Here is a 19159-nt window from a genome sequence, read left to right as displayed (position 1 = left end):
ATGCGCCTTGGACAACCTCCCGCCGAACACCTTTTTCGTGTTCGATTACGGGCGAGGGCCTCGATTATGGGGCGGCGACTAGTCTTCCCGCTTCGCTACCCAGGCCGCCACAACGTCGGCCACGCGCGCCAGCCCCTCCCACGATTCCGGCTGGGAGTTCGGCAGCATGGCGTGCAAGAACAGCCGGTACATCGCCGCCCGCAGCACCAGCTGCGTGAAGTCGGGCAGGTGCGCCCAGCGATCCAGCAGGGCATCCGGCGCGTTGCCCCAGGCCATCGTGTCCACGATCAGCAGTGCGACGCTCCAGGCCGCCGGGTGCCACGCCGGGTAAAGATCCGTGACGATGGGGTCGGCAGTGCCGTCGAAGATGGTGCAGCCGGCGATGTCCCCGTGCACCAGCTGGTCGTCCTCCACGATCGGTTCGCGCAGCTCGGCCAGGTTTGCGGCCTTCACCAGGGCGGCGGCAGCGTCCTCCCGCGGCACGCTCTCGGGCGCCAGCACCGGGGTGACCCATTCCGCCGGATCCTCGGCGAATGCGGCCTGGTCCGCCGCGGCAAACAGGTCGTGTTCGTTCCACTTCTCCCCTGCTACAGGCGGCGCCAGGAACGTCGGCTTCTTTTCGCCACGCAGTGCCTCGTTCAGGCGCAAAGCGGCCGCCACCATCTCGTCGAAGCGTGGCGACTGGTGGCCGGACATGAAAGTGCGCGCCCGCCAACCGGACACGCTAAAGCGCCCGTCGGAGGAAAAGATGGGTCGCGACATGGAGACCCCCGCCGGGCGCACCTTCGACATGATCTTGGCAATCCACGCCGCCCGCGCCGGCTCATCCGCCCGGGAAATCACCGCCCGGTCGCAGCGCCACCCCTGGCTCCACTCCTGTTCCAGCAGCACCGGGTGCGCCGAGGGCACCTGGAAGCTGGCCAGGATGTGTGCCGGCGGCGGGGAGTTGAAGTCGCTGTGAGAATCTTCGTTGATCATGTGCTCGCTTATTTGCTGTTCTTGTACCCAAACGGGAACACCCACGGGTTTGCCTTGCAGGTGTTCGGGTTGTCCTTGAAGGCCTTGTCTGGGTTGATCTTATAGATCTCGGCGTTGTTCAGGCTGATGGTTTGTTGCATCATGATCGGCGCCAGTGCGCCATCCTTGGAACACGGCACGTGGGCTTTGTGCCCGATGCCGTGGCCGACCTCGTGGTTAATCATGTACTGCCGGTACGCGCCCAGATCGCCCTCGAACGGGATGGCGCCGCGCACCCAGCGCGCCTCGTTGAGCACCACCCGCCCCTCGCCCGGGAAGTTGCAACTGGTCTCAATGCCATAGCTATCGCCACAGGTCGCAGCGGTGGTCTCCGGCGAGGTCAGCTGAATCCGCATATCCGGCTTCTTCCCCTTCGGCAGCTTCTTTTCGTCCACGTGCTGGAAGGAATACTGCGGATCGCCCACCCACGACTTCGGGTTGGCCAGGGTGGCGTCCACCATCGCGGCAAAAGCGTCGTCACCACCGTAGGCCGAGGACTTCAGCGTCGTCTCGACCTCCACGACGTAGGTGAACTTCTTCTTCCCCTTGCCAAAGGTCTTGCCGGGCTCGCCGGCGGTGCGGAACTTCCCGCTGCCCTTCTTCGTGTACTTGCCGCCCGGGGGCAGGGAACCGAACTTCAGGTCCTCATAGTCGCCGATTTCGCTGCCGTTAGAAGAGCCACCGCCGTCGCTGCTGGTAACCGCGACCTCACCGGTGGCCTGCGTGTCCTCCTCGTCACCCAGACCATGCAGAATGCTGTACATGACCAGCAGGGTCACCAGCACAAATGCGACAGTAATCAGTACTACGCCACGGAAGCTAAACCGCCCGCGCTCGGGCTGCCTCATATCTGCGCCCGACGCTTCCGGCGCGGACTTCCGCGCCGGCGGGATGGGGTGGCGCTCCACGTTACTGCCGCTACTCATACAGCTAGTCGCTGCCTGCTTAACTTACGAAACCGACAGAGTTCTTAGCCTCTGCGCCGACCTCTACGTAAGCGATCTGTCCACGTACCAGCACGTAGCGCGCCCCCTTGGCGCCTTCAATGGTCAGCGTCTCATTCTCGCCGGAACGCAGGAAGTTCTCGATCTCTGCCACGTACTCGTCCTGGGACTTGGCTTGCTCGCTCTTCGTGTCGATGGCGATAGCCAGCTCGCGGGCGTTGTGTACGAATCCGACCTTGATCTGCATGGGAAACCCTTCCTTCATGTTCGTTCTATACTCACGTGCAGTATTGTGACCATCATAGCTATCAGGTCGAGCAAGGAAGGCAGGTGCTGCAGGTGCTGATGCCCTCTGCGTCTTCTGGATCCTCTGCCTCCCGCCCAACCTTCAGCTCGCTCGGCGTGGCCGCGGAAATCACGGAGGCTCTGGCCACGGCCAACATTACGCGCGCCTTCGCCATCCAGGAATACACCCTGCCCATCGCGCTGAAGGGCTCCGACGTTATCGGCCAGGCACGCACGGGTATGGGCAAGACTTTGGGGTTCGGCATTCCTGTTCTCGATCGGGTTTTTGATGACGCCACCGTCACCGCCCCGGACGGCACCCCGCGCGCCTTGATCGTAGTGCCTACCCGAGAGTTGTGCCTGCAAGTCACCGACGACCTGACCCTGGCCGCCCGCAACTTGCGTGTGCCGGTGGGGGCCGAGGGGGCGTCCCAAAGAAAGAAGAGCAAGACCCGTGCCCTGCAGGTACAGGCGGTGTACGGCGGCGTGGGCTTCGACGCGCAGACGGCGGCCCTGGAGCGCGGCGTGGACGTGGTCGTCGGCACTCCGGGACGGCTGCTGGACCTGGCGAAACAGGGGTATTTGCAGCTGCAGACGATCGAGATCGTCGTACTGGACGAGGCGGACGAGATGCTGGATCAGGGTTTTCTGGACGATGTGCGCGACATCCTCACACAGACCAGCCCGCAACGGCAGACGATGCTGTTTTCCGCCACCATGCCAGGGCCGATTGCGGCGCTGACCAGAACGTTTATGCGGCACCCGGTGCTGATCCAGGCGGATAGTGCGGCGACGGAGGCAACCCACGAGTCGACGAAGCAGGTGGTGTTCCAGTCCCACAAGCTCGATAGGCTCTCCACACTCGCCCGTATTCTACAATCCCCCGGGAGGGGCCGCAGCATCGTTTTTGCCCGTACGAAGCGGCAGGCAGCGGGCGTGGCCGAGGAGCTTGCCAAGCTGGGCTTCCGCGTGGGCGCAGTGCATGGGGACATGCGCCAGAAGGACCGCGAGCAATCCCTGGACCAGTTCCGCCGCAACGAGGTGGACGTGATGGTGGCCACCGACGTGGCGGCGCGCGGTATCGACATCGAGGATGTCACGCACGTAATCAATTACCAGGTGCCGGACGACGAGCGGACCTATGTTCACCGCATCGGCCGTACGGGGCGCGCGGGCAACACGGGCACGGCGGTGAGCCTCATCGGCTGGGACGAGGTCGCGCGGTGGAACGCCATCAGCGACGCCCTGGGGCTGGACTTGCAGGACCCACCACAATGGTTCTCTTCCAGCGCGGAATTTCTGGCTGAGTTCAACCTTCCCGACGATGTTGGCGACCGGGTGGGGGCACCGCGCGGCGTGAAAGGTGCAGCTCTGAAGGTGAAGAAGTCCCGCAGGAGGCCGCGCCCATGAGCCGGCGCATCCCCTCCCCCGAGCGCGCCCGTCGCGGCGACCACATCGTCGCAGCCGCGTTGGCTTGCGGGCTGCTTGCCCTCGGCGGGATCACGTGGCTGGATTCCGACGCCCGCGAGGTGGACCACCGGGTCGCTGATCACCCGATCGAGGCCGAGGACAAGACCCTTGCATCCTCCGACTCCGCCAAGGGCGACCGGCAGATTCCAGAGCATCTGCGCGAGCTGTGGGAAGCGAGGACGGACTCCGCCGGCCTGGTGGTGGATCAGGGTGGGGTCGTTCTAACCTCCGGCAACAAGGCCACGATGGTGCGGGGCGACGACGGCACCGAGGTCTGGCACTATAAGGCACCCCACGACCTGTGCGCCGTGGCGGCGAACTGGGGCAAGGCGAATCTCTTCTTGCAGGGCCCCAAGGGATGCGGACAGGTAGTGGCGCTGGATAGCGGGACCGGCGAATACCGCCACACCCGCGACATGCTGGCCGCCGACCACGTGGAGTTGTTCCAGAGCCGGGACAACATCGGGATGCTCTCCCCCACGCGCACGGAACTGCTGCGCTCGGACGCAGTGCGGCGCGTGGAGGTCGGCGACAAGCTGACGGCAGTCAAGCCGAACAAGCAGGCATACACCGAGTGCACCTTTACCTCCGCACTGACGCGCAGGGATCTGCTAGTTACGGCGCAGACCTGCCCCAATAGCGAGAAGAAGCTGATCCGGCTGCTTAAGACGAACCCGGAAGACTCGGATGCCCCGGAGAAATACCACGAGTACGAGGTCCCAGCGGACAGCGAGCTGGTGGGCGTGGGGCTAGACCGGGCGGTGATCTACGCTCCCGGCAACGGCACCCGTGCGAAGGACGAGAACGATAACGAAGGGTCGCGCTTCCAGGTGCTGGATAAGGAAGGCGACTTCCAGCAGTTCCCCGCCGACCCCGCCCCGCTACTGGATCCGCAGCAGCGGGATGGCACGCTGTTCCGCGCCCAGACCGCGGATTCGGCGCACCTGATGAGCTGGTTTGATGGCACCCGAGTGGTTACCTTCACCCCGTCAACCATGGAGCCTGCGTTCCAAGTTAATGGCGCAATCGGCCCTGCCGCTCCTATGGGCGGGCGGCTGCTGGTTCCCACCGCTAAGGGGATTGCAGTGGTGGACTGGGATAACGGCAAGGTCCTGCGCACGATCCCAGTGGATCGCAAGGGCTACACCGGGCAGGTGACGCTCAAGCTGGCGGGTGAGGTGCTGGTGGAAAAGCGCGGTGAGTCCGTCGTGGCGCTGGGGGATGCTGACGCTGGGTAAAACTGCCCATTAACCGCTTTCCCCTGGCATACCAAATCATTTTCTTGTGATGTTCGTCACAATTTGAGAAAAAGCTCTAGCCAAACTGGCAATAACGTGCCAAAATCATCCAAGTAACCGATAAGAGACCAAAAGGTTAACAACAAACCAACAAGGTCTTAATCGCAAGGCGAGAAGCCGCCGCGACCCCCTCTACACACAGGTCTGCACGCCACTTCGCCACCACCACTTTTGCCTGAATTTACCTAGAGATTCTCTAGGTCAATTCGTCGAGCCCAACTTCGATCACCGGCCAAAGTGCCCACACCGACTGCAAAGAACCGAAACGACGCACCTTCGGACATCCTTTGTCTGAAAAAATAGAAGGGAAACACAATAATGGATTGGCGCCACAAAGCCGTTTGCCGTGAAGAAGACCCAGAGCTGTTCTTCCCCGTTGGAAACTCCGGCCCCGCCCTGGCTCAGATCGCCAAGGCCAAGCTGGTCTGCAACCGCTGCCCCGTCGCTTCCCAGTGCCTGAACTGGGCCATCGAGTCCGGTCAGGATGCCGGCGTGTGGGGCGGCATGGCCGAGGACGAGCGTCGCGCACTGAAGCGTCGCACCAACCGTGGTCGCACTCGTACCCGCAAGCGCATCACCGTTTAAACCCCAGCATTTTATTCAGCTATTTTGTCCAGCTACGCGCCCCCGCTAAGCTGAACAGGTTGAAACTGTCCCCTTAAACACCAAGGAGCTGCACAATGAGCAAGCGTGGCCGCAAGCGCAAGGATCGTCGCAAGAAGAAGGCTAACCACGGCAAGCGCCCGAACTCTTAAGCCGTAACTCAAAAAGGCCGGCAGGAGCACCGCAGAAAACGGTGCCCGCCGGCCTTTTGCTTTGGCTCGCTACTCCTCCACCCGGTAGCTAATCACCCGCAACTGCGTGCAGATCCGCGCCCGCAGCTCCACCGGGGCGGGCTGGCTACAACAGCTCCGCAGCAGGTCGCGCACCTGCTGCTCGAGTCCCAGCTGCCGCAGGCACTCCGGGCAAGCGTCGGCGTGAGCGCGCAAACGTTCGCGGCTCTCCCAGTCGGCGTCACCATCAGCCACCTCGTACAGGGCATCCAGCAGGTCGTCGCAGTCCGTCTTTCGCGAATTGTCTTTGCACATGTGCTCTTATCCCTTCGCTTCCGTCAGCTTGTTCTGAGCCGTCTTGTTCTGCACCGTCTTGTTTCGTGCCGCCTCCGTCACAATCCCGTGCTCCGCCGCCACGTCCTTCAGCTTGCTGCGCAGCTGCTTGCGCCCGCGGTGCAGCCGCGACATCACGGTGCCGATGGGAGTGTCCATGATCTCGGCAATCTCCTTGTATGCCAGCCCCTCAACATCCGCGTAGTACACGACCATGCGGTAGTCCTCGCCCAGGCTCATCAGGGCATCCTGGATGCGCTTATCCGGGATGTTCTTTAGCGCCTCCACCTCGGCGGATTCGAGCCCCACGGAGTCATGCTTAGCAGTCTCGGCCAACTGCCAGTCAGTCATTTCCTCCGCGCTGGATTCCGTCGGGCGTCGCTGCGCCTTGCGGTAGCTGTTGATGTACGTGTTCGTCAGGATTCGGTACATCCACGCCTTTAGGTTCGTACCTTCCTTGAAGGAACCAAACGCCTGGTAGGCCTTCATATACGCATCCTGCACCAGATCCTGCGCGTCGGCCGGGTTGCGCGTCATCCGCACCGCCGCACCGTAGAGCTGATCCAGCAGGGGCAGCGCGTCAGCCTCGAATCTTTGCAGCAGCTCGTCTGCAGTGTCATCGCTGCGTTTCATTCGCTCACCTCTCACCTTTCTTCCAACGCAATTCTATCGCCGGTTCATTCCCACCAGTTCCGGGAAGTTGTTCGCCACGGTGCCGACCTTCCTGTCCGCCTTCCTGCTGTGTACTTCTGTTCCCTTGTTTGGTGACGCCACCAGCTCCGCCCCTGCGCCCTTCAGCCAAGTTTCTAGCTCGTCGCCCACCAGGATCCTGGGCATGCGGCTGTGCAACCATTCGAGTTCCGGCAGGGCCGCGACGGTAATGATGGTGCCGTAGAGCTTGCCTTCCACGGCCTTGCACAGCCCGGCGGCGTATAGGGGGTGGCCGTCGGTGGCGGTGGTGAACCAGGGTTGCTTCTTGCCATCCTCCCCGACCGTCCACTCGTACCAGCCGTCCATCGGGAAGGCGCATGGCAGGGAGCCGGCGAACAAGGGCTTGGAGAATGCGGTCTCTCCCCGCGCGTTAAACACCGTCTTCGGCGGATAGCCCCAGCGTGCGGGGCCGATCGCGGCCTCGCTTCTAAACTCCCGCACGATGGGCACCTCGGTGGTGGGCGCCACGTTGTAGTTGGCGGACCACTCCCCGGCCCCGGCGCGGGGTATGCGCGAGGCTCCCAGCCGTCGTTGCAGGTCACCCGAAAGCTCTTCTAAGGAGCTGAACAAAACGTATCGGCCACACATACTCGCCCATTATGCCCACCCCACACTTCTTTTCCAGCGAAAAAGTGAGACAATGTGGGTATGTCTGCAGGTATGTCTGAACAACTCTGGCCGGCTCCGGTCGCCACCGAGCCCGTACAGGCCACCGTGGCTATCCCCGGCTCGAAATCCATCACAAACCGTGCGCTGATCCTCGCCGCGCTGGCGGATGCGCCCTCCACCATCACCGGCGGGCTGGTGAGCCGCGATACGGAGCTGATGATATCGGCTCTGCGTTCCATGGGAACCCAGATCCTGTTGAAGAACGACCAGATGTACGTCACCCCGGCGGAGAAGCTGCACGGCGGCCAGGTGGATTGCGGCCTGGCCGGCACCGTGATGCGCTTCGTCCCGCCGATCGCTGCCCTGGCCACCGGCACGGTTGCCTTCGACGGTGACGTGGAGGCCCGCCGCCGCCCGATGTCCACCACGTTGGACTCCCTGCGTGCCCTCGGCGCCACCGTGAAGACAAGCACCGAGTGCAACCCGGAGGGGCTGCCCTTCTTCGTGGAGGGTTCCGGGGAGATCCAGGGCGGGGAGATCACCATCGATGCCTCCGAGTCCTCCCAGTTCGTCAGCGGCCTGCTCCTGGCCGGTGCCCGCTTCACCGAGGGCGTCACCGTTATCCACGAGGGCAACTCCCTGCCCAGCCAGCCCCACGTCGAGATGACGGTGCAGATGCTGCGCGAGGCCGGGGTGGACGTGGAAACCTCCTTCAACCGGTGGACCGTCCACCCCGGCCCGATCAGCGGCCGCCAGTGGCACGTGGAGCCGGACCTGTCGAATGCCACCCCGTTCATGGCTGCGGGCGTGCTCACCGGCGGCACCGTGCGCATCCAGAACTGGCCCGCCACCACCAACCAGCCGGGCGACCAGTTCCGCCAGATCCTGCTGGACATGGGGGCGGAGGCGGAGCTGGACGTCCACCACGGCGATCTAGTTGTCTCCGGCACCGGCCGCGTCAACGGGATCACCTGGGACATGCACGATATTGGGGAGCTCACCCCCACCGTCGCCGCCCTGGCGGCCCTGGGAGATAGCCCCAGCCACCTCTACGGAATCGCGCACCTGCGCGGGCACGAGACCGACCGTCTGCAGGCGCTGGCGGATAACATCAACGCCCTCGGCGGCAACGTCGAGCAGACCGCCGACGGGCTGATCATCCACCCGGCTGCCCTGGAGGGCGGCCGCTGGGAGTCCTACGCCGATCACCGCATGGCCACCGCCGGAGCGATCCTGGGCCTGCGCGTCGAAGGCATCGAGGTCTCCGACGTTGACACCACCGCCAAGACCCTCCCCGGCTTCCGCCGCCGCTGGGCGCAGCTGCTGGGCCAGGAACGCTAGATGGGGCGGAGGCACAGCAACGCCCACCACTGGGACGAGTCCGACGTCCGCGTCCGCCCCGGCAAGGGCTCGCGCCCGCGGACGAAGGATCGGCCGAGCCATAAGAACGCCAAGCGGGGCATGGTCGTCTCCAAGGACCGCGGCCGCTGGGGCGTGGTGCTGGACGAAGACGGCACCCTCGTCACCTGCATGCGTGCCCGCGAGATGGGGCGCACCAATGTGGTCGTCGGCGACCACGTCAGCGTGGTCGGCGATACCTCCGGCAAGAAGGACACCCTGGCACGCATCGTGCGGCTCGAAGACCGCACGTCCATCCTGCGCCGCACCGCGGACGATACAGACTCTTTCGAGCGGATCGTCGTGGCCAACGCGGACTACCTGTTGATCGTCAGCGCCGTGGCCGATCCGCCGCCGCGCACCGGCTTCGTGGAGCGCGCCCTCATCGCCGCCTTCGTCGGCGGCCTCACCCCGCTGGTCTGCCTCACCAAGTCCGACCTAGCCGACCCCAGCGCGTTCGCTGCCGAGTTCCGTGACCTCGACGTGGAGGTTCTCACCACCGGCGTCAGCGACTCCCTGGACGAACTCACCGAGCACATCACGGGCAAGGTCAGCGCCCTCGTCGGCCACTCCGGGGTGGGCAAATCCACCCTGTTTAACCGCCTCATCCCCGACGCGGAACGCGCCACCGGAGAGGTCAGCGGGGTGGGCAAGGGCCGCCACACCTCCACCCAGTCCGTCGCGCTCCAATTGCCCGCGGGCGGCTGGATCATCGACACCCCTGGCATCCGCAGCCTGGGGCTCGCACACGTCGACCCAGATACCGTCGTACAAGTTTTCGAGGACCTCCGCGAGGTCACCGAAGACTGCCCGCGCGGCTGCACCCACATGGGTCCGCCCGCCGACCCGGAGTGCGCCCTGGATACCCTCACCGGCGCGTCCGCCCGGCGCGTCACAGCGATCCGCCGCCTGCTGGAGGCCCTGCGCAGCAACAACGAGTGGGAAATGTAGCTAACCCGCTACATCAAATCCACCAGGAACGGCAGCTCCTTCGCGTCGTACCAGCTCATCAGGTTGTCCTCGCAGTCCCCCAGCGCGAACTCCGCGTCCTCATCCCCCAGGTCAGCTGCGTCGATACATTCGATCGCTTTCGCCGTGGCGGCCTCCGCGTCGGCGTCATCAACATGGATCGCCAACAACTGCTCCACCTTCACAACCGCCGGATCCAGCCGCACCACGGACTCGCCGTCGGTCGGCGCCAAAGTAACCGCCGAGTCGTCGATCTCCGCGCTGATCACCACGCGCCGGTGCGGAAAGCGCTCCTCCCCGCCCGCGCTGAGAAGGCGCAGCGAGGCCCGCGCGGCGTCCAGGAAGGCCGTGTACGCCAGCTCCTCCTCGTCGCCGCCGGTGTAGAACTCCCGCACCGCCGGCGTTAGCGCAAATCCCACCGCGGAGCGCACCGGGTGCTCTCCCTGCTCCGCGAGTGTGCCCAGCATGTCAAAAGTCGCGGGAATGTACACCAGCATGGTTTAGAACTCCCCCTCCAGCTCGAACACGCCGGTAATCTCCACCACCGCGCGGTCGAACTGCTGGTAGTAAATGCCAATCAGGCCGGCATCCACGGCGCCGCGGATGTTCAGGATGTTGTCGTCCACCAGCACCAGATCCTGCTGCGGCAGGTCCAGGCGGTCGGCGGTAATGCGGAAGATCTCCTCCGAGGGCTTCTCCGCGCCCACCTCGCCGGACAGCACCACGGCATCCACGTAGCCGCCCTCCAACCACGTACGGATGGGGGCCGCGCCCGCCCCGCCCGGATCGTTGGAAAGAATCGCCGTGGCAATGCCCTCCGCTCGCGCTGCCGACAGGAGCTTGCGCCACCGCCTGCGGTCTTCCTCGGCGCCGTCCAACACTCCGCAATAATCAACTACTAGTCCACGCATGCCCTACATTCTGCCATCTTTTCGCCCTCCGGCGCCCCGCAGGGCGCGCACTTCGCTATAGTTATGCCCGTATGGCGCCTTCGGGGGAACGCGCCGTACGGCATCAATGGCATGAACAACAGGGGGTTTTCTTTCGTGACCACTTCAACTTCCACGCGCCCACTTCCGGACTTCGTGTTCCTGCGCCCACCCACCCCGGCCGTCGCGGTGCAGGTCACTGAGGAGGAGGTCACGGATTCTTTTCGTGACGCCAACACCCCACCGCCCCAACGCATCGCGCAGATCGTAAAAATGTGGCTGGAGGCTTTGGAGGGGCGCCGTCCGATCGATCATTTGCGCCGCGCGCCCTTCGGCGAGCGGGTGCTAGAGCAACTGCGCGTCCGCCGGCACGTGCGGCCGGAGCCGACGAGCGGGCGGGTGGAGAAGGGGGCGTCAATAATAAGCCTGCACATCCAGCCCAGCGCGGGCGATTGTGTTCGCTTCTGCGCGTCTGTGCAGATGGGCGAGCGAGTGCGGGCAATTGCGGGCAGCATGTCACAGCACACGCAAAAGCGCCGTGCGGAGCTGCATCAGCTGCACAGCTCCGCGCGGCGCGGGGTCAAGGTCTGGGCGATCGATAGCCTCAGCTTGATCTAGTTCTTAACCACCCATGGTGGTCTGCGTGGCGCGGTCCACGGCCACGCCCTCGTTACCGGCCGCCGGGTCCTCGACGTGCACCTGGCCGGCCTGCTTCAGCTGGTTACGCACCAGGAACAGCTGGCGGACGGTCTCTTCCTTGATGCCGTCCTTCATGCGGTTGAACATGTCGCCGCCCTCGCGCTGGTACTCCACCAGGGGATCGCGCTGCGCCATCGCACGCAGGCCGATGCCTTCCTTCAGGTAGTCCATCTCGTAGAGGTGCTCGCGCCACTTCTGATCCACGACGTTCAGCAAAGCCGCGCGCTCCATGCCGCGCATCTGCTCCTCGCCGGCGATCTCCGTGACCTTCTCCTCCAGCTCGTCGTACTCGCGGTTCGCGTCGTCGAGCAGCGCCTCCAGCAGCTGAGAAGAGCTCAGCTCGCCCGGGCGGCCGTAATCGTCGCCTTCCACCAGTTCCTCGTGGGTAAAGGTCGGGCCGTAGAGGGAATCCAGGGCGTTCCACAGGGTATCCAGATCCCAGTCCTCGACATAGCCCTCGGCGGTCGCGCCGTCGACGTATGCCTCGATGGTGTCCTTCAGCATGTTGCGGATCTGCTTTTCCACATCCTCACCCTCGAGGATCTGGCGGCGCTCGCCGTAGATCACCTTGCGCTGCTCGTTCATGACTTCGTCGTACTTGAGCACGTTCTTGCGCATCTCGAAGTTGGCGGACTCCACCTGGGACTGTGCGCCCTTGATGGCGTTGGTGACCATCTTCGAGTCGATAGCCTCGTCGTCCGGGATGTTCAGGCGAGTCATCATCGCCTCCATCGTCTGGCCGACGAAGCGCACCATCAGGTCGTCGCGCATGGACAGGTAGAAGCGGGTCTCGCCCGGGTCGCCCTGACGTGCGGAACGGCCACGCAGCTGGTTGTCGATGCGGCGGGATTCGTGACGCTCCGTGCCCAGCACGTACAGGCCACCGACCTCGCGGACCTTCTCCGCTTCTTCCTTGGACTCCTCTCGGACCTTCTCGATCTCGTCGTCCCAGGCCTCTTCGTATTCCTCCGGGGTCTCCACCGGATCCAGGCCGCGCTCGCGCAGGTTGATGTCGGCGATGATGTCCGGGTTACCACCCAGCACGATGTCGGTACCACGGCCGGCCATGTTGGTCGCCACGGTGACGGCTCCCAGACGACCTGCCTGGGCGACAATCTCCGCTTCCTTCTCGTGGTACTTCGCGTTCAGCACATTGTGCTTGATGCCGCGGCGCTGCAGCAGCTTGGACAGGTACTCGGAACGCTCCACCGAGGTGGTACCCACCAGCACCGGCTGGCCGGTCTCTACGCGCTCGGCGATGTCCTCGGCCACGGCCTCGAACTTCGCCTCCTGCGTCTTGTAGATCAGGTCGACGTGGTCCTTACGCTTGTTTTCCTTGTTCGTCGGGATCGCGGCGACGTCCAGCTTGTAGGTGGACTTCAGCTCGGCGGCCTCGGTCTCCGCCGTACCGGTCATGCCGGCCAGCTTGTCGTACAGGCGGAAGTAGTTCTGCAGGGTGACGGTGGCCAGCGTCTGGTTCTCGTTCTTGATCTCGACGTGTTCCTTCGCCTCGATCGCCTGGTGGATGCCCTCGTTGTAACGACGGCCGTCCAGGATGCGACCGGTGAACTCGTCGACGATGACTACCTCGCCGTTACGGACGATGTAGTCCTTGTCGCGGGTGAACAGCTCCTTCGCCTTGATGGAGTTGTTCAGGTAGCTCACCAGCTGCGAGTGCTCCGGAGCGTAGAGGTTTTCGATGCCCAGCTGGTCCTCGACGAACTCCACACCCTCTTCCTTGACGCCCACGGTCTTCTTCCGCTCGTCCACTTCGTAGTGGATGTCACGGGTCAGCTTCGGGGCGATTGCCGCAAAGGCGGTGAACCACTTGCTGGAGCCCTCGACCGGACCAGAGATGATCAGCGGGGTACGGGCCTCGTCGATGAGGATCGAGTCGACCTCATCCACGATGGCGTAGTTGTGGCCGCGCTGCACCAGGTCGTTCAGGGAGTGCGCCATGTTATCGCGCAGGTAGTCGAAGCCGAACTCGTTGTTCGTACCGTAGGTGATGTCGGCGTTGTAGGCCTCACGGCGCTCGGCGGGGTTTTTGCCGCTCAGGATCACGTCGGTGCTGAGCCCCAGGAAGCGGTGCACGCGGCCCATCCACTCGGCGTCACGCTTAGCCAGGTAGTCGTTCACGGTAACGACGTGCACGCCCTTGCCGGACAGCGCGTTAAGGTATGCGGGCAGCACACAGGTCAGGGTCTTACCCTCACCGGTCTTCATCTCGGAGACGTAGCCGAAGTGAAGGCCAGCGCCACCCATGATCTGCACCTTGTAGTGCTTCTGGCCGAGCACGCGCCAGGAGGCCTCACGCGCGGTGGCGAAAGCCTCGAGCAGGATGTCGTCCAGGCTCTCGCCGTCTTCCTGAACTCGCTTCTTCAGCTCGTCGGTCTTGGCCTGCAGCTCCTCGTCGGTGAGTTTGGTGTATTCCTCATCGAGGTCCATCACCTGGTCGGCGATTTTCGCGAGACGCTTGACCGCACGGCCTTCGCCCATACGGAGGATTTTCGAAAGTCCTAGCACGCTGATGCTGTCCTTTGCTCGATTTCTAAAACTGGTTAGCTAACTTGTCGGCTTCGGATAATCCTACCCCCACCCCCAAGGCCGGGGGCAACTACACCCGGCAAGTCCGGGCATAATCCAGACATAAAAAGCCGGCCCCCACGGGTTAGTCGTGGGGCCGGCTGATGGGTTGAAGACGGATTAGAGAAAGGGGTTACTTCTCTGCGTCCTTTTCCGCTGCCTTCTCCTCCAGGGTGATCAGGCCGTAGTCGAAAGCGTGGCGACGGTACACCACGGACGGCTGGCCGGTCTCCTCGTTGATAAACAGGAAGAAGTCGTGACCCACGAGCTCCATCTCGCTCAGCGCCTGGTCAACGCTGATCGGAGCGGCCTTGTGCACCTTCTTGCGCACGATCTGGCCGGGCTTGAACTGATCCTCGTAGGGATCAACGTCGTACGGGCCGACCTCCTCCGGCTTGGTCTCCGCCTTCGGCTGTGCCTCTTCCACCAGGCTGGCAGCTGCCTCGCCCATGGACATCGGAGCGCGGTGGCCGGAACGGGCGATCTTGCGACGCGCCTTCACCTTGCGCAGGGAGCGCTCCATGCGGCCAACGGCGACCTCGAGGGCAGCGTAGAAGGAATCTTCCTTAGCCTCTGCGCGAGCGATGTGACCCTTGCCGGTTGCGGTGATCTGAAGGCGATCCTGCTGGTCACCACGGCGCGGGTTGGGCTCGTGCTGCAGCTCCACGTGGAAGAACGTGAGGGTCGGGTCCAGGCGCTCGATCTTCGCGAGCTTGCCCTTGACGCGGTCTGCGAAGTGCTCCGGCACCTCAACGTTGCGCCCAGTGATCTCTACGCCTGCCTCGGGTGCAGCAAGTTCCTCGTTGCCAAAGTCGGACGAGTTTTTGCCGGTCGACATTGCTCAACCTCCAAAGTCATTCACCGCCAGAATCGGGCCGGATTACCCACCTTCCAACGGCGATCGTTCCAATTCCTAGTCTACCTATCGCCGTTGCTGCACTTGTGCATATACCCCTTATTGATGTGATCTACGCGCCAGCCAATACCAGCGCCAATCGAGGCCGTACTCCCCGCGCCGTCAGAGCCAGCGCAAACTGCGCTGTTGTGGCGCCGGTAGTGCACACGTCATCCACGATCACGACCTCCCCCACCCCGCGCAATCGCCCGACCGCCGCCGAGTCAAACAGGATACTGCTGGCCACGTTCTCGCGACGCTGGTGACGGTCCAGCCCCACCGAATCCACACTCGCCTCGCTCAGCCACGCCACCGGGTGGACCTCCACTCCGGGATACAGCGCTGCGGCGGCGTGGCAGAAGCGGGTAACGATGTCCCCACCGCGCTTCCGCGCTGCCGATTTCCGGGTGGGGGCGGGCACCAGAACCACCCTCCCCAAACGCGGATCCGGCACCAATCCTAAGCCGCTGACGTGCAGAATCCCGGCGGCCAACACCCTGCCGGCGACGTCTATGGCCGCCGGCCGCAGTCGCTCCTTGGCGCTGAGAATAAGCATCCGCCGCGCGCCGCCGTACACCCCGGCGACGAAAACCGGCACTGCCGCCACCCGCGGCTGCCAGCGCTGCCAACGCTGCATCAGCTGGAGCCCGCAGGCCTCGCACAGCTGCCCGCCGGTCACCGCCCCGCAGCACACGCAGTCCGCACGCCACACCAGCCCCGCGAGCGCACCGAGATCCCCCTTAATCCCCACGGGCACTCAGCCTAGTCGGCCAGCACCGGCGTTGCCCGCTTTCCCTGCATGGTCGGCACTTCGCGCCAGAACCGCGACTCCTCGGAGGTAACGTCGAACTGCATCAACGCATTTGCGTCAGTGACGTAGATCTTGCTGCCGTCCGTGGCCACCGACACCACCGGGGCAGAAAGGTTGCGGCCCGTGATCTGCTGCGAGTAAGACCCGTCAACCTCGATGTCCCACACCGGGGCGTCGTTGGCGCGCGTGCCCACCAGCACGGACCCGTCATCGGACCAGTCGGCGCTGACCGCGGTATCCCCCACGGCGTGGCCGATCTCCACCGGCGCACCCAGCCGCTTCGTGCCATCGTCGGTCGTCTCCAGCGTCACCACGTAGACGCGTCCGTTCACGATCATCACAGCGCGGGCGCCGTCGTGCGATACGCGGAAAACGCTGATGCGCTTCTCGTTCCCGTCGACCATTCTCATTGTGGAGCTGTCCACCTGCCGCTCCCCCACCGCGCCGGTCTCCGGGTTGCGAGTGATCTCCGTGATCCGCTCGCCATCGGCCACCACGTAGGCCGACGTGGCATCCAGCCCCCAGGTCGGGCGCGTCAGCGAATCCGCCTGCACGGAGCTCACCGGCTGGTCTCCCTTCGCCCCGATCATCAGTTGGCGTGGTGCATCGCCCCGCCCGGTCACGGCCGCGTAGATTTCGTCCCGCGGGCTTAGCGCCACGGACTCGACATACTGTTGGGAAAGCCATCCCTCCAGTTTCTGCGCCCGCGTCCCGTCCTGCTGATAGATGTCGCCGCCGGAGACTGCTCGCAGCGGCGCCTGCACCTGCACGTTCGGGTCGTATTGCGAAAGATCCTGCACCAGCCACTTGCCATGCATCTCATCGCTCATGGGCGTGCCATCCGCCGTGAGCTCATAGGGTCCACGGACTTCGGATCCCGCCAGCGTCCACACCACCTGCGCCGCCAGCAGCCGGCGCGCGTCTGGCGATAGTTCCTGCAGGCCGGTGAAGTGTACGGCGGGGTCTCCCTCGTCGTCGTTGGCGACCTGGGCGGTGGCGTCCTCAGGAATAAGATTTCGCACCGCCTTCTTTAAACGATCCTGCGGACCCGCAACCAACAACGAGACCAGGGAGGCGGCGGTGGACTGCTGTCCGGTGTAGATCCACCGGCGATCGGGCACGAGCGCCCGGCCGTTGAGGTCCGGGAAGTAGATGTTGCGCGCGCGGTAGGTGCCCACGAAGTCCTGTCGGTCCAGCACCACGACGTTCGGCAGGTTGCTGATGCGCCACTGGCCGTCGACGCTTTGCATCTCGTAGCTGGTCTCGAACGCGCTGTACTGCGGGTCGAACACGCCGCCCACGCCGAGTGTGCCGACGATGTTGCCGCGCACGCGGTAGGTGATCTTCGAATCATCGCCCGGGCCGTCGGAGGCAATGTCGATCCTGTCTAGCACCATCGTCGGCGCATCGGATTGCCACCGCCCCTGCATGCTGCCGGTGAGGAACCTCTTTGCCGCCTGGTGGTTACGCAGCGGATGGGCGCTGGCGGTGAAGAAATCGCGCAGCAGCAGGTCGGAGGGCTGCCCATCAGTCGGGGTCGGTGCCTCTTGCCCGCTGGGGGCCGGAGCGTAGCTGGAGATCGCCTCGGGGTTCGTATCGTCCGGCAGCGTCGAGCAACCGGCCAGCAGCCCCAGTCCGGCCACCGCGGACAGTACCTTTTTGACCTTTGTGACCTTTGTGGTCTTGTTACTCATCATCGCCCCCTTCTTGTTCTTGGGTAGTGACGCCCTCAGCCTCCACCGCCAAAGGCAGCGGCGAGGTCTTTACGGTGCGGCCCTGCTCCAGTGGGAGGGTCAGCCGGAAACAAGCGCCCACGCCGGGCTCGCCGATGGCCTCGAGGCGGCCGCCGTGCAGGTTGGCATCCTCCTTGGCGATGGCCAGGCCCAAGCCGGTGCCGCCCGTGCGACGCTCGCGCGAAGGGTCGGAGCGCCAGAAGCGGTTGAAAACCATCTCCTCCTCGCCCGGCTTCAGCCCCACTCCGTGGTCGGTGACGGCGACTGCCAGCGAGTCCTCGCCGACGGCCATCTTCACCTCGATCGGATTGCCTTCCGAGTGGTCGACAGCGTTGGCCAGTAGGTTGCGCAGGATGCGTTCCACGCGGCGCGAGTCCACAGCCACAACCACGGGATCTTCCGGCAGATCAACATTGAACTCGGTGCCGACCTCCTCTGCGATGGCCCGCACCTGCTGCAGGGCGGAGCGCACCACGCCACGCACGTCAACCTTCTCGGCGGATAGGTTCGCCACGCCCGCGTCGTGTCGAGAAATCTCCAGCAGGTCGCCCAGGAGGGTCTCGAAGCGGTCGAGTTCCTTCGTCATCAGGTGAGCTGCACGGGCGGTCAGCGGGTCGAGTTCGTCGGCGTTGTCCTCGATCATGTCCGCCGCCATGCGCACCGTCGTCAGAGGGGTGCGCAACTCGTGGGAGACGTCGGACGTGAACTGGCGTTGCAACGAGCCGAACTCCTCCAGGTTGCGAATCTGGGTAGAGAGCTTTTCCGCCATGTCGTTGAAGCTATAGGCGAGCCTAGCGACCTCATCTTGGCCGTCGACGACCATCCTCTCGTGCAAGTGGCCTGCCGCCAGCTTCTCGGCGATCTTCGAGGCCGCACGGACTGGGCCGGTAATCTGCTGGGAGAACACCCAACCAATCACCAACAGCAGAATGATCAGGACGATCCCGCCGGCCATAAGCAGGCCGCGCATGAGGTTCAACGTGGCCTCTTCAGAGGTCAACGGAACCAGCAGGTACAGCTCGAGACCAGGAATGTCGGAGTACACGGGACTGCCGATGATGAGCGCCTTGTAGCTACCGTTTTCCCCTTCTACGCGGGCATACTGGTAGGCCACCTGCCCCTGGCGCACAAACTCGCGCAGATTTTCAGGGATATCGATGTGATTGGGAATCCGCGTTTCCGTCTCGCTGGCATTGTTGGCGATAAGCACCGAGTCGTACACCGGGGCGCTTGATTGCTCCACCCCTGGCGAGCGGTTCGTCAGCACCGCCCTTGCGGAAGTCAGACGCACGGACACCGGGTTGGAAGAGTCGGTGGCGCTGATCTGCTCTTCCACTGCCGTGCGTGCCCGATCCATGCTGTCCACGGCCTCGGAGAACTTGGTGGCCAGCAGCTGCTGGCTCAGGAAACCGACCAGCAGGAAACCAATGAGCAGGAATGCGAAAGTACTGGAGGCCACCACGCTACCGATGACTCGCAGCTGGATGGACTGTTGCCAGCGCAATCGGATCGAGTTAATGAGCCGCAGCCAGGTATCCCGCGGCCGGCGGAAGAAGTCGCGCAGCACGGACCAAAACGTCGCACCCGCAGCTAGCGTCTTCCCCTGCACTTTCTGCGGGAAACCCGGGGCCTTTGGTTGTGTTTGGCGGGCTGGCTTGCGTTTCTTGGCCCTCGCTTGTTCCCTCGCTTGTTCCTGCTC

The 19159-nt window shown here is 64.2% G+C and carries 20 protein-coding genes; 7 read left to right on the top strand and 13 right to left on the bottom strand.

Annotation, left to right across the window (positions count from 1 at the left end; translation table 11 throughout):
* Window positions 1–78: 78 nt before the first annotated feature.
* The 3 genes from L8V00_RS01870 to L8V00_RS01860 are packed head-to-tail and all read right to left on the bottom strand — an operon-like array spanning window position 79 to window position 2208.
* Window positions 79–978, bottom strand: coding sequence for a TIGR02569 family protein (locus L8V00_RS01870; protein ID WP_051901653.1), 900 nt, complete (start codon window positions 976–978; stop codon window positions 79–81).
* Window positions 979–986: 8 nt separating this feature from the next.
* Window positions 987–1943 carry a DUF3152 domain-containing protein gene (locus L8V00_RS01865; RefSeq protein WP_269944055.1) on the bottom strand — a complete coding sequence of 319 codons (957 nt, stop codon included), beginning with the start codon at window positions 1941–1943 and terminating at the stop codon, window positions 987–989.
* A 19-nt stretch (window positions 1944–1962) separates the two neighbouring features.
* Complete coding sequence (locus tag L8V00_RS01860; RefSeq protein ID WP_035004288.1) at window positions 1963–2208, bottom strand: DUF3107 domain-containing protein; 246 nt, start codon at window positions 2206–2208, stop codon at window positions 1963–1965.
* Window positions 2209–2306: 98 nt separating this feature from the next.
* Here L8V00_RS01860 and L8V00_RS01855 point away from each other — a divergent pair, with 98 nt between their 5' ends.
* The 4 genes from L8V00_RS01855 (at window position 2307) to L8V00_RS10085 (ending at window position 5769) form a co-directional block, all read left to right on the top strand.
* Window positions 2307–3656 carry a DEAD/DEAH box helicase gene (locus L8V00_RS01855; RefSeq protein WP_269944077.1) on the top strand — a complete coding sequence of 450 codons (1350 nt, stop codon included), beginning with the start codon at window positions 2307–2309 and terminating at the stop codon, window positions 3654–3656.
* Window positions 3653–4954, top strand: a complete 1302-nt coding sequence (locus L8V00_RS01850) for an Rv3212 family protein (protein WP_035004291.1) — start codon at window positions 3653–3655, stop codon at window positions 4952–4954. The genes L8V00_RS01855 and L8V00_RS01850 overlap by 4 nt, the downstream gene beginning before the upstream one ends.
* A gap of 378 nt (window positions 4955–5332) precedes the next feature.
* On the top strand, window positions 5333–5599 hold the full coding sequence (locus L8V00_RS01845) for a WhiB family transcriptional regulator (RefSeq protein ID WP_005293852.1): 267 nt from the start codon (window positions 5333–5335) through the stop codon (window positions 5597–5599).
* A gap of 95 nt (window positions 5600–5694) precedes the next feature.
* The gene (locus L8V00_RS10085) at window positions 5695–5769 is read left to right on the top strand and encodes a 50S ribosomal protein bL37 (protein ID WP_011274008.1); all 75 of its coding nucleotides are present in this window, start codon (window positions 5695–5697) and stop codon (window positions 5767–5769) included.
* 69 nt (window positions 5770–5838) lie between these two features.
* Here L8V00_RS10085 and rsrA read toward each other — a convergent pair whose 3' ends face one another.
* The 3 genes from rsrA to L8V00_RS01830 are packed head-to-tail and all read right to left on the bottom strand — an operon-like array spanning window position 5839 to window position 7419.
* Entirely contained in the window at window positions 5839–6102 is a 264-nt protein-coding gene (gene rsrA / locus L8V00_RS01840) for a mycothiol system anti-sigma-R factor (RefSeq protein WP_035004292.1), read from the bottom strand.
* 6 nt (window positions 6103–6108) lie between these two features.
* Window positions 6109–6753, bottom strand: a complete 645-nt coding sequence (locus tag L8V00_RS01835; protein ID WP_035004294.1) for a sigma-70 family RNA polymerase sigma factor — start codon at window positions 6751–6753, stop codon at window positions 6109–6111.
* 33 nt (window positions 6754–6786) lie between these two features.
* The gene (locus tag L8V00_RS01830) at window positions 6787–7419 is read right to left on the bottom strand and encodes an SOS response-associated peptidase (RefSeq protein ID WP_269944054.1); all 633 of its coding nucleotides are present in this window, start codon (window positions 7417–7419) and stop codon (window positions 6787–6789) included.
* A 72-nt stretch (window positions 7420–7491) separates the two neighbouring features.
* Here L8V00_RS01830 and aroA point away from each other — a divergent pair, with 72 nt between their 5' ends.
* Together aroA and rsgA are read left to right on the top strand one after the other, a co-directional pair.
* A complete protein-coding gene (gene aroA, locus L8V00_RS01825) occupies window positions 7492–8781 on the top strand; it encodes a 3-phosphoshikimate 1-carboxyvinyltransferase (protein WP_269944053.1) in 1290 nt (429 codons plus the stop codon).
* Window positions 8782–9789, top strand: coding sequence for a ribosome small subunit-dependent GTPase A (gene rsgA, locus L8V00_RS01820; RefSeq protein ID WP_035004301.1), 1008 nt, complete (start codon window positions 8782–8784; stop codon window positions 9787–9789).
* Between the two features lie 8 nt (window positions 9790–9797).
* Here the strand turns inward: rsgA and L8V00_RS01815 are convergent, their stop codons facing one another.
* Both L8V00_RS01815 and L8V00_RS01810 read right to left on the bottom strand, forming a co-directional pair.
* Window positions 9798–10304, bottom strand: a complete 507-nt coding sequence (locus L8V00_RS01815; RefSeq protein WP_269944052.1) for a DUF6912 family protein — start codon at window positions 10302–10304, stop codon at window positions 9798–9800.
* Window positions 10305–10307: 3 nt separating this feature from the next.
* Window positions 10308–10718 (bottom strand): HAD family hydrolase, encoded by a 411-nt coding sequence (locus tag L8V00_RS01810; protein WP_035004304.1) that lies wholly within the window; start codon window positions 10716–10718, stop codon window positions 10308–10310.
* Between the two features lie 135 nt (window positions 10719–10853).
* On the opposite strand from L8V00_RS01810, the gene L8V00_RS01805 reads away from it, so the two are divergent.
* The gene (locus L8V00_RS01805) at window positions 10854–11354 is read left to right on the top strand and encodes an Rv3235 family protein (RefSeq protein ID WP_035004308.1); all 501 of its coding nucleotides are present in this window, start codon (window positions 10854–10856) and stop codon (window positions 11352–11354) included.
* Between the two features lie 3 nt (window positions 11355–11357).
* On the opposite strand, the gene secA is transcribed toward L8V00_RS01805, so the two are convergent.
* From secA to mtrB, 5 genes are all read right to left on the bottom strand, one after another.
* Entirely contained in the window at window positions 11358–13961 is a 2604-nt protein-coding gene (gene secA, locus L8V00_RS01800) for a preprotein translocase subunit SecA (RefSeq protein ID WP_269944051.1), read from the bottom strand.
* A gap of 193 nt (window positions 13962–14154) precedes the next feature.
* Window positions 14155–14859, bottom strand: a complete 705-nt coding sequence (hpf, locus tag L8V00_RS01795; RefSeq protein ID WP_034984735.1) for a ribosome hibernation-promoting factor, HPF/YfiA family — start codon at window positions 14857–14859, stop codon at window positions 14155–14157.
* 130 nt (window positions 14860–14989) lie between these two features.
* Window positions 14990–15667, bottom strand: a complete 678-nt coding sequence (locus L8V00_RS01790; protein WP_269944050.1) for a ComF family protein — start codon at window positions 15665–15667, stop codon at window positions 14990–14992.
* An 11-nt stretch (window positions 15668–15678) separates the two neighbouring features.
* On the bottom strand, window positions 15679–17421 hold the full coding sequence (gene lpqB / locus L8V00_RS01785) for an MtrAB system accessory lipoprotein LpqB (RefSeq protein WP_269944049.1): 1743 nt from the start codon (window positions 17419–17421) through the stop codon (window positions 15679–15681).
* The gene (gene mtrB / locus L8V00_RS01780; protein WP_420840016.1) at window positions 17414–19069 is read right to left on the bottom strand and encodes an MtrAB system histidine kinase MtrB; all 1656 of its coding nucleotides are present in this window, start codon (window positions 19067–19069) and stop codon (window positions 17414–17416) included. Before mtrB ends, lpqB begins: the two co-directional genes overlap by 8 nt.
* Window positions 19070–19159 lie beyond the last annotated feature (90 nt).

The sequence above is a fragment of the Corynebacterium evansiae genome, from assembly GCF_027570065.1.
Classification (GTDB): domain Bacteria; phylum Actinomycetota; class Actinomycetes; order Mycobacteriales; family Mycobacteriaceae; genus Corynebacterium; species Corynebacterium evansiae.
This window is presented reverse-complemented; position numbering and strand designations above follow the sequence as displayed.

Excerpts from the sequence above, each read along its gene's own strand:
- aroA (WP_269944053.1), top strand. The coding sequence starts at position 7,492 with ATGTCTGAACAACTCTGGCCGGCTCCGGTCGCCACCGAGCCCGTACAG.
- L8V00_RS01835 (WP_035004294.1), bottom strand. The coding sequence starts at position 6,753 with ATGAAACGCAGCGATGACACTGCAGACGAGCTGCTGCAAAGATTCGAG.
- L8V00_RS01860 (WP_035004288.1), bottom strand. The coding sequence starts at position 2,208 with ATGCAGATCAAGGTCGGATTCGTACACAACGCCCGCGAGCTGGCTATC.
- L8V00_RS01870 (WP_051901653.1), bottom strand. The coding sequence starts at position 978 with ATGATCAACGAAGATTCTCACAGCGACTTCAACTCCCCGCCGCCGGCA.
- L8V00_RS01815 (WP_269944052.1), bottom strand. The coding sequence starts at position 10,304 with ATGCTGGTGTACATTCCCGCGACTTTTGACATGCTGGGCACACTCGCG.
- L8V00_RS01810 (WP_035004304.1), bottom strand. The coding sequence starts at position 10,718 with ATGCGTGGACTAGTAGTTGATTATTGCGGAGTGTTGGACGGCGCCGAG.
- L8V00_RS01850 (WP_035004291.1), top strand. The coding sequence starts at position 3,653 with ATGAGCCGGCGCATCCCCTCCCCCGAGCGCGCCCGTCGCGGCGACCAC.
- rsrA (WP_035004292.1), bottom strand. The coding sequence starts at position 6,102 with ATGTGCAAAGACAATTCGCGAAAGACGGACTGCGACGACCTGCTGGAT.
- L8V00_RS01845 (WP_005293852.1), top strand. The coding sequence starts at position 5,333 with ATGGATTGGCGCCACAAAGCCGTTTGCCGTGAAGAAGACCCAGAGCTG.
- hpf (WP_034984735.1), bottom strand. The coding sequence starts at position 14,859 with ATGTCGACCGGCAAAAACTCGTCCGACTTTGGCAACGAGGAACTTGCT.
- L8V00_RS01855 (WP_269944077.1), top strand. The coding sequence starts at position 2,307 with ATGCCCTCTGCGTCTTCTGGATCCTCTGCCTCCCGCCCAACCTTCAGC.
- L8V00_RS01830 (WP_269944054.1), bottom strand. The coding sequence starts at position 7,419 with ATGTGTGGCCGATACGTTTTGTTCAGCTCCTTAGAAGAGCTTTCGGGT.
- L8V00_RS01865 (WP_269944055.1), bottom strand. The coding sequence starts at position 1,943 with ATGAGTAGCGGCAGTAACGTGGAGCGCCACCCCATCCCGCCGGCGCGG.
- lpqB (WP_269944049.1), bottom strand. The coding sequence starts at position 17,421 with ATGAGTAACAAGACCACAAAGGTCACAAAGGTCAAAAAGGTACTGTCC.
- rsgA (WP_035004301.1), top strand. The coding sequence starts at position 8,782 with ATGGGGCGGAGGCACAGCAACGCCCACCACTGGGACGAGTCCGACGTC.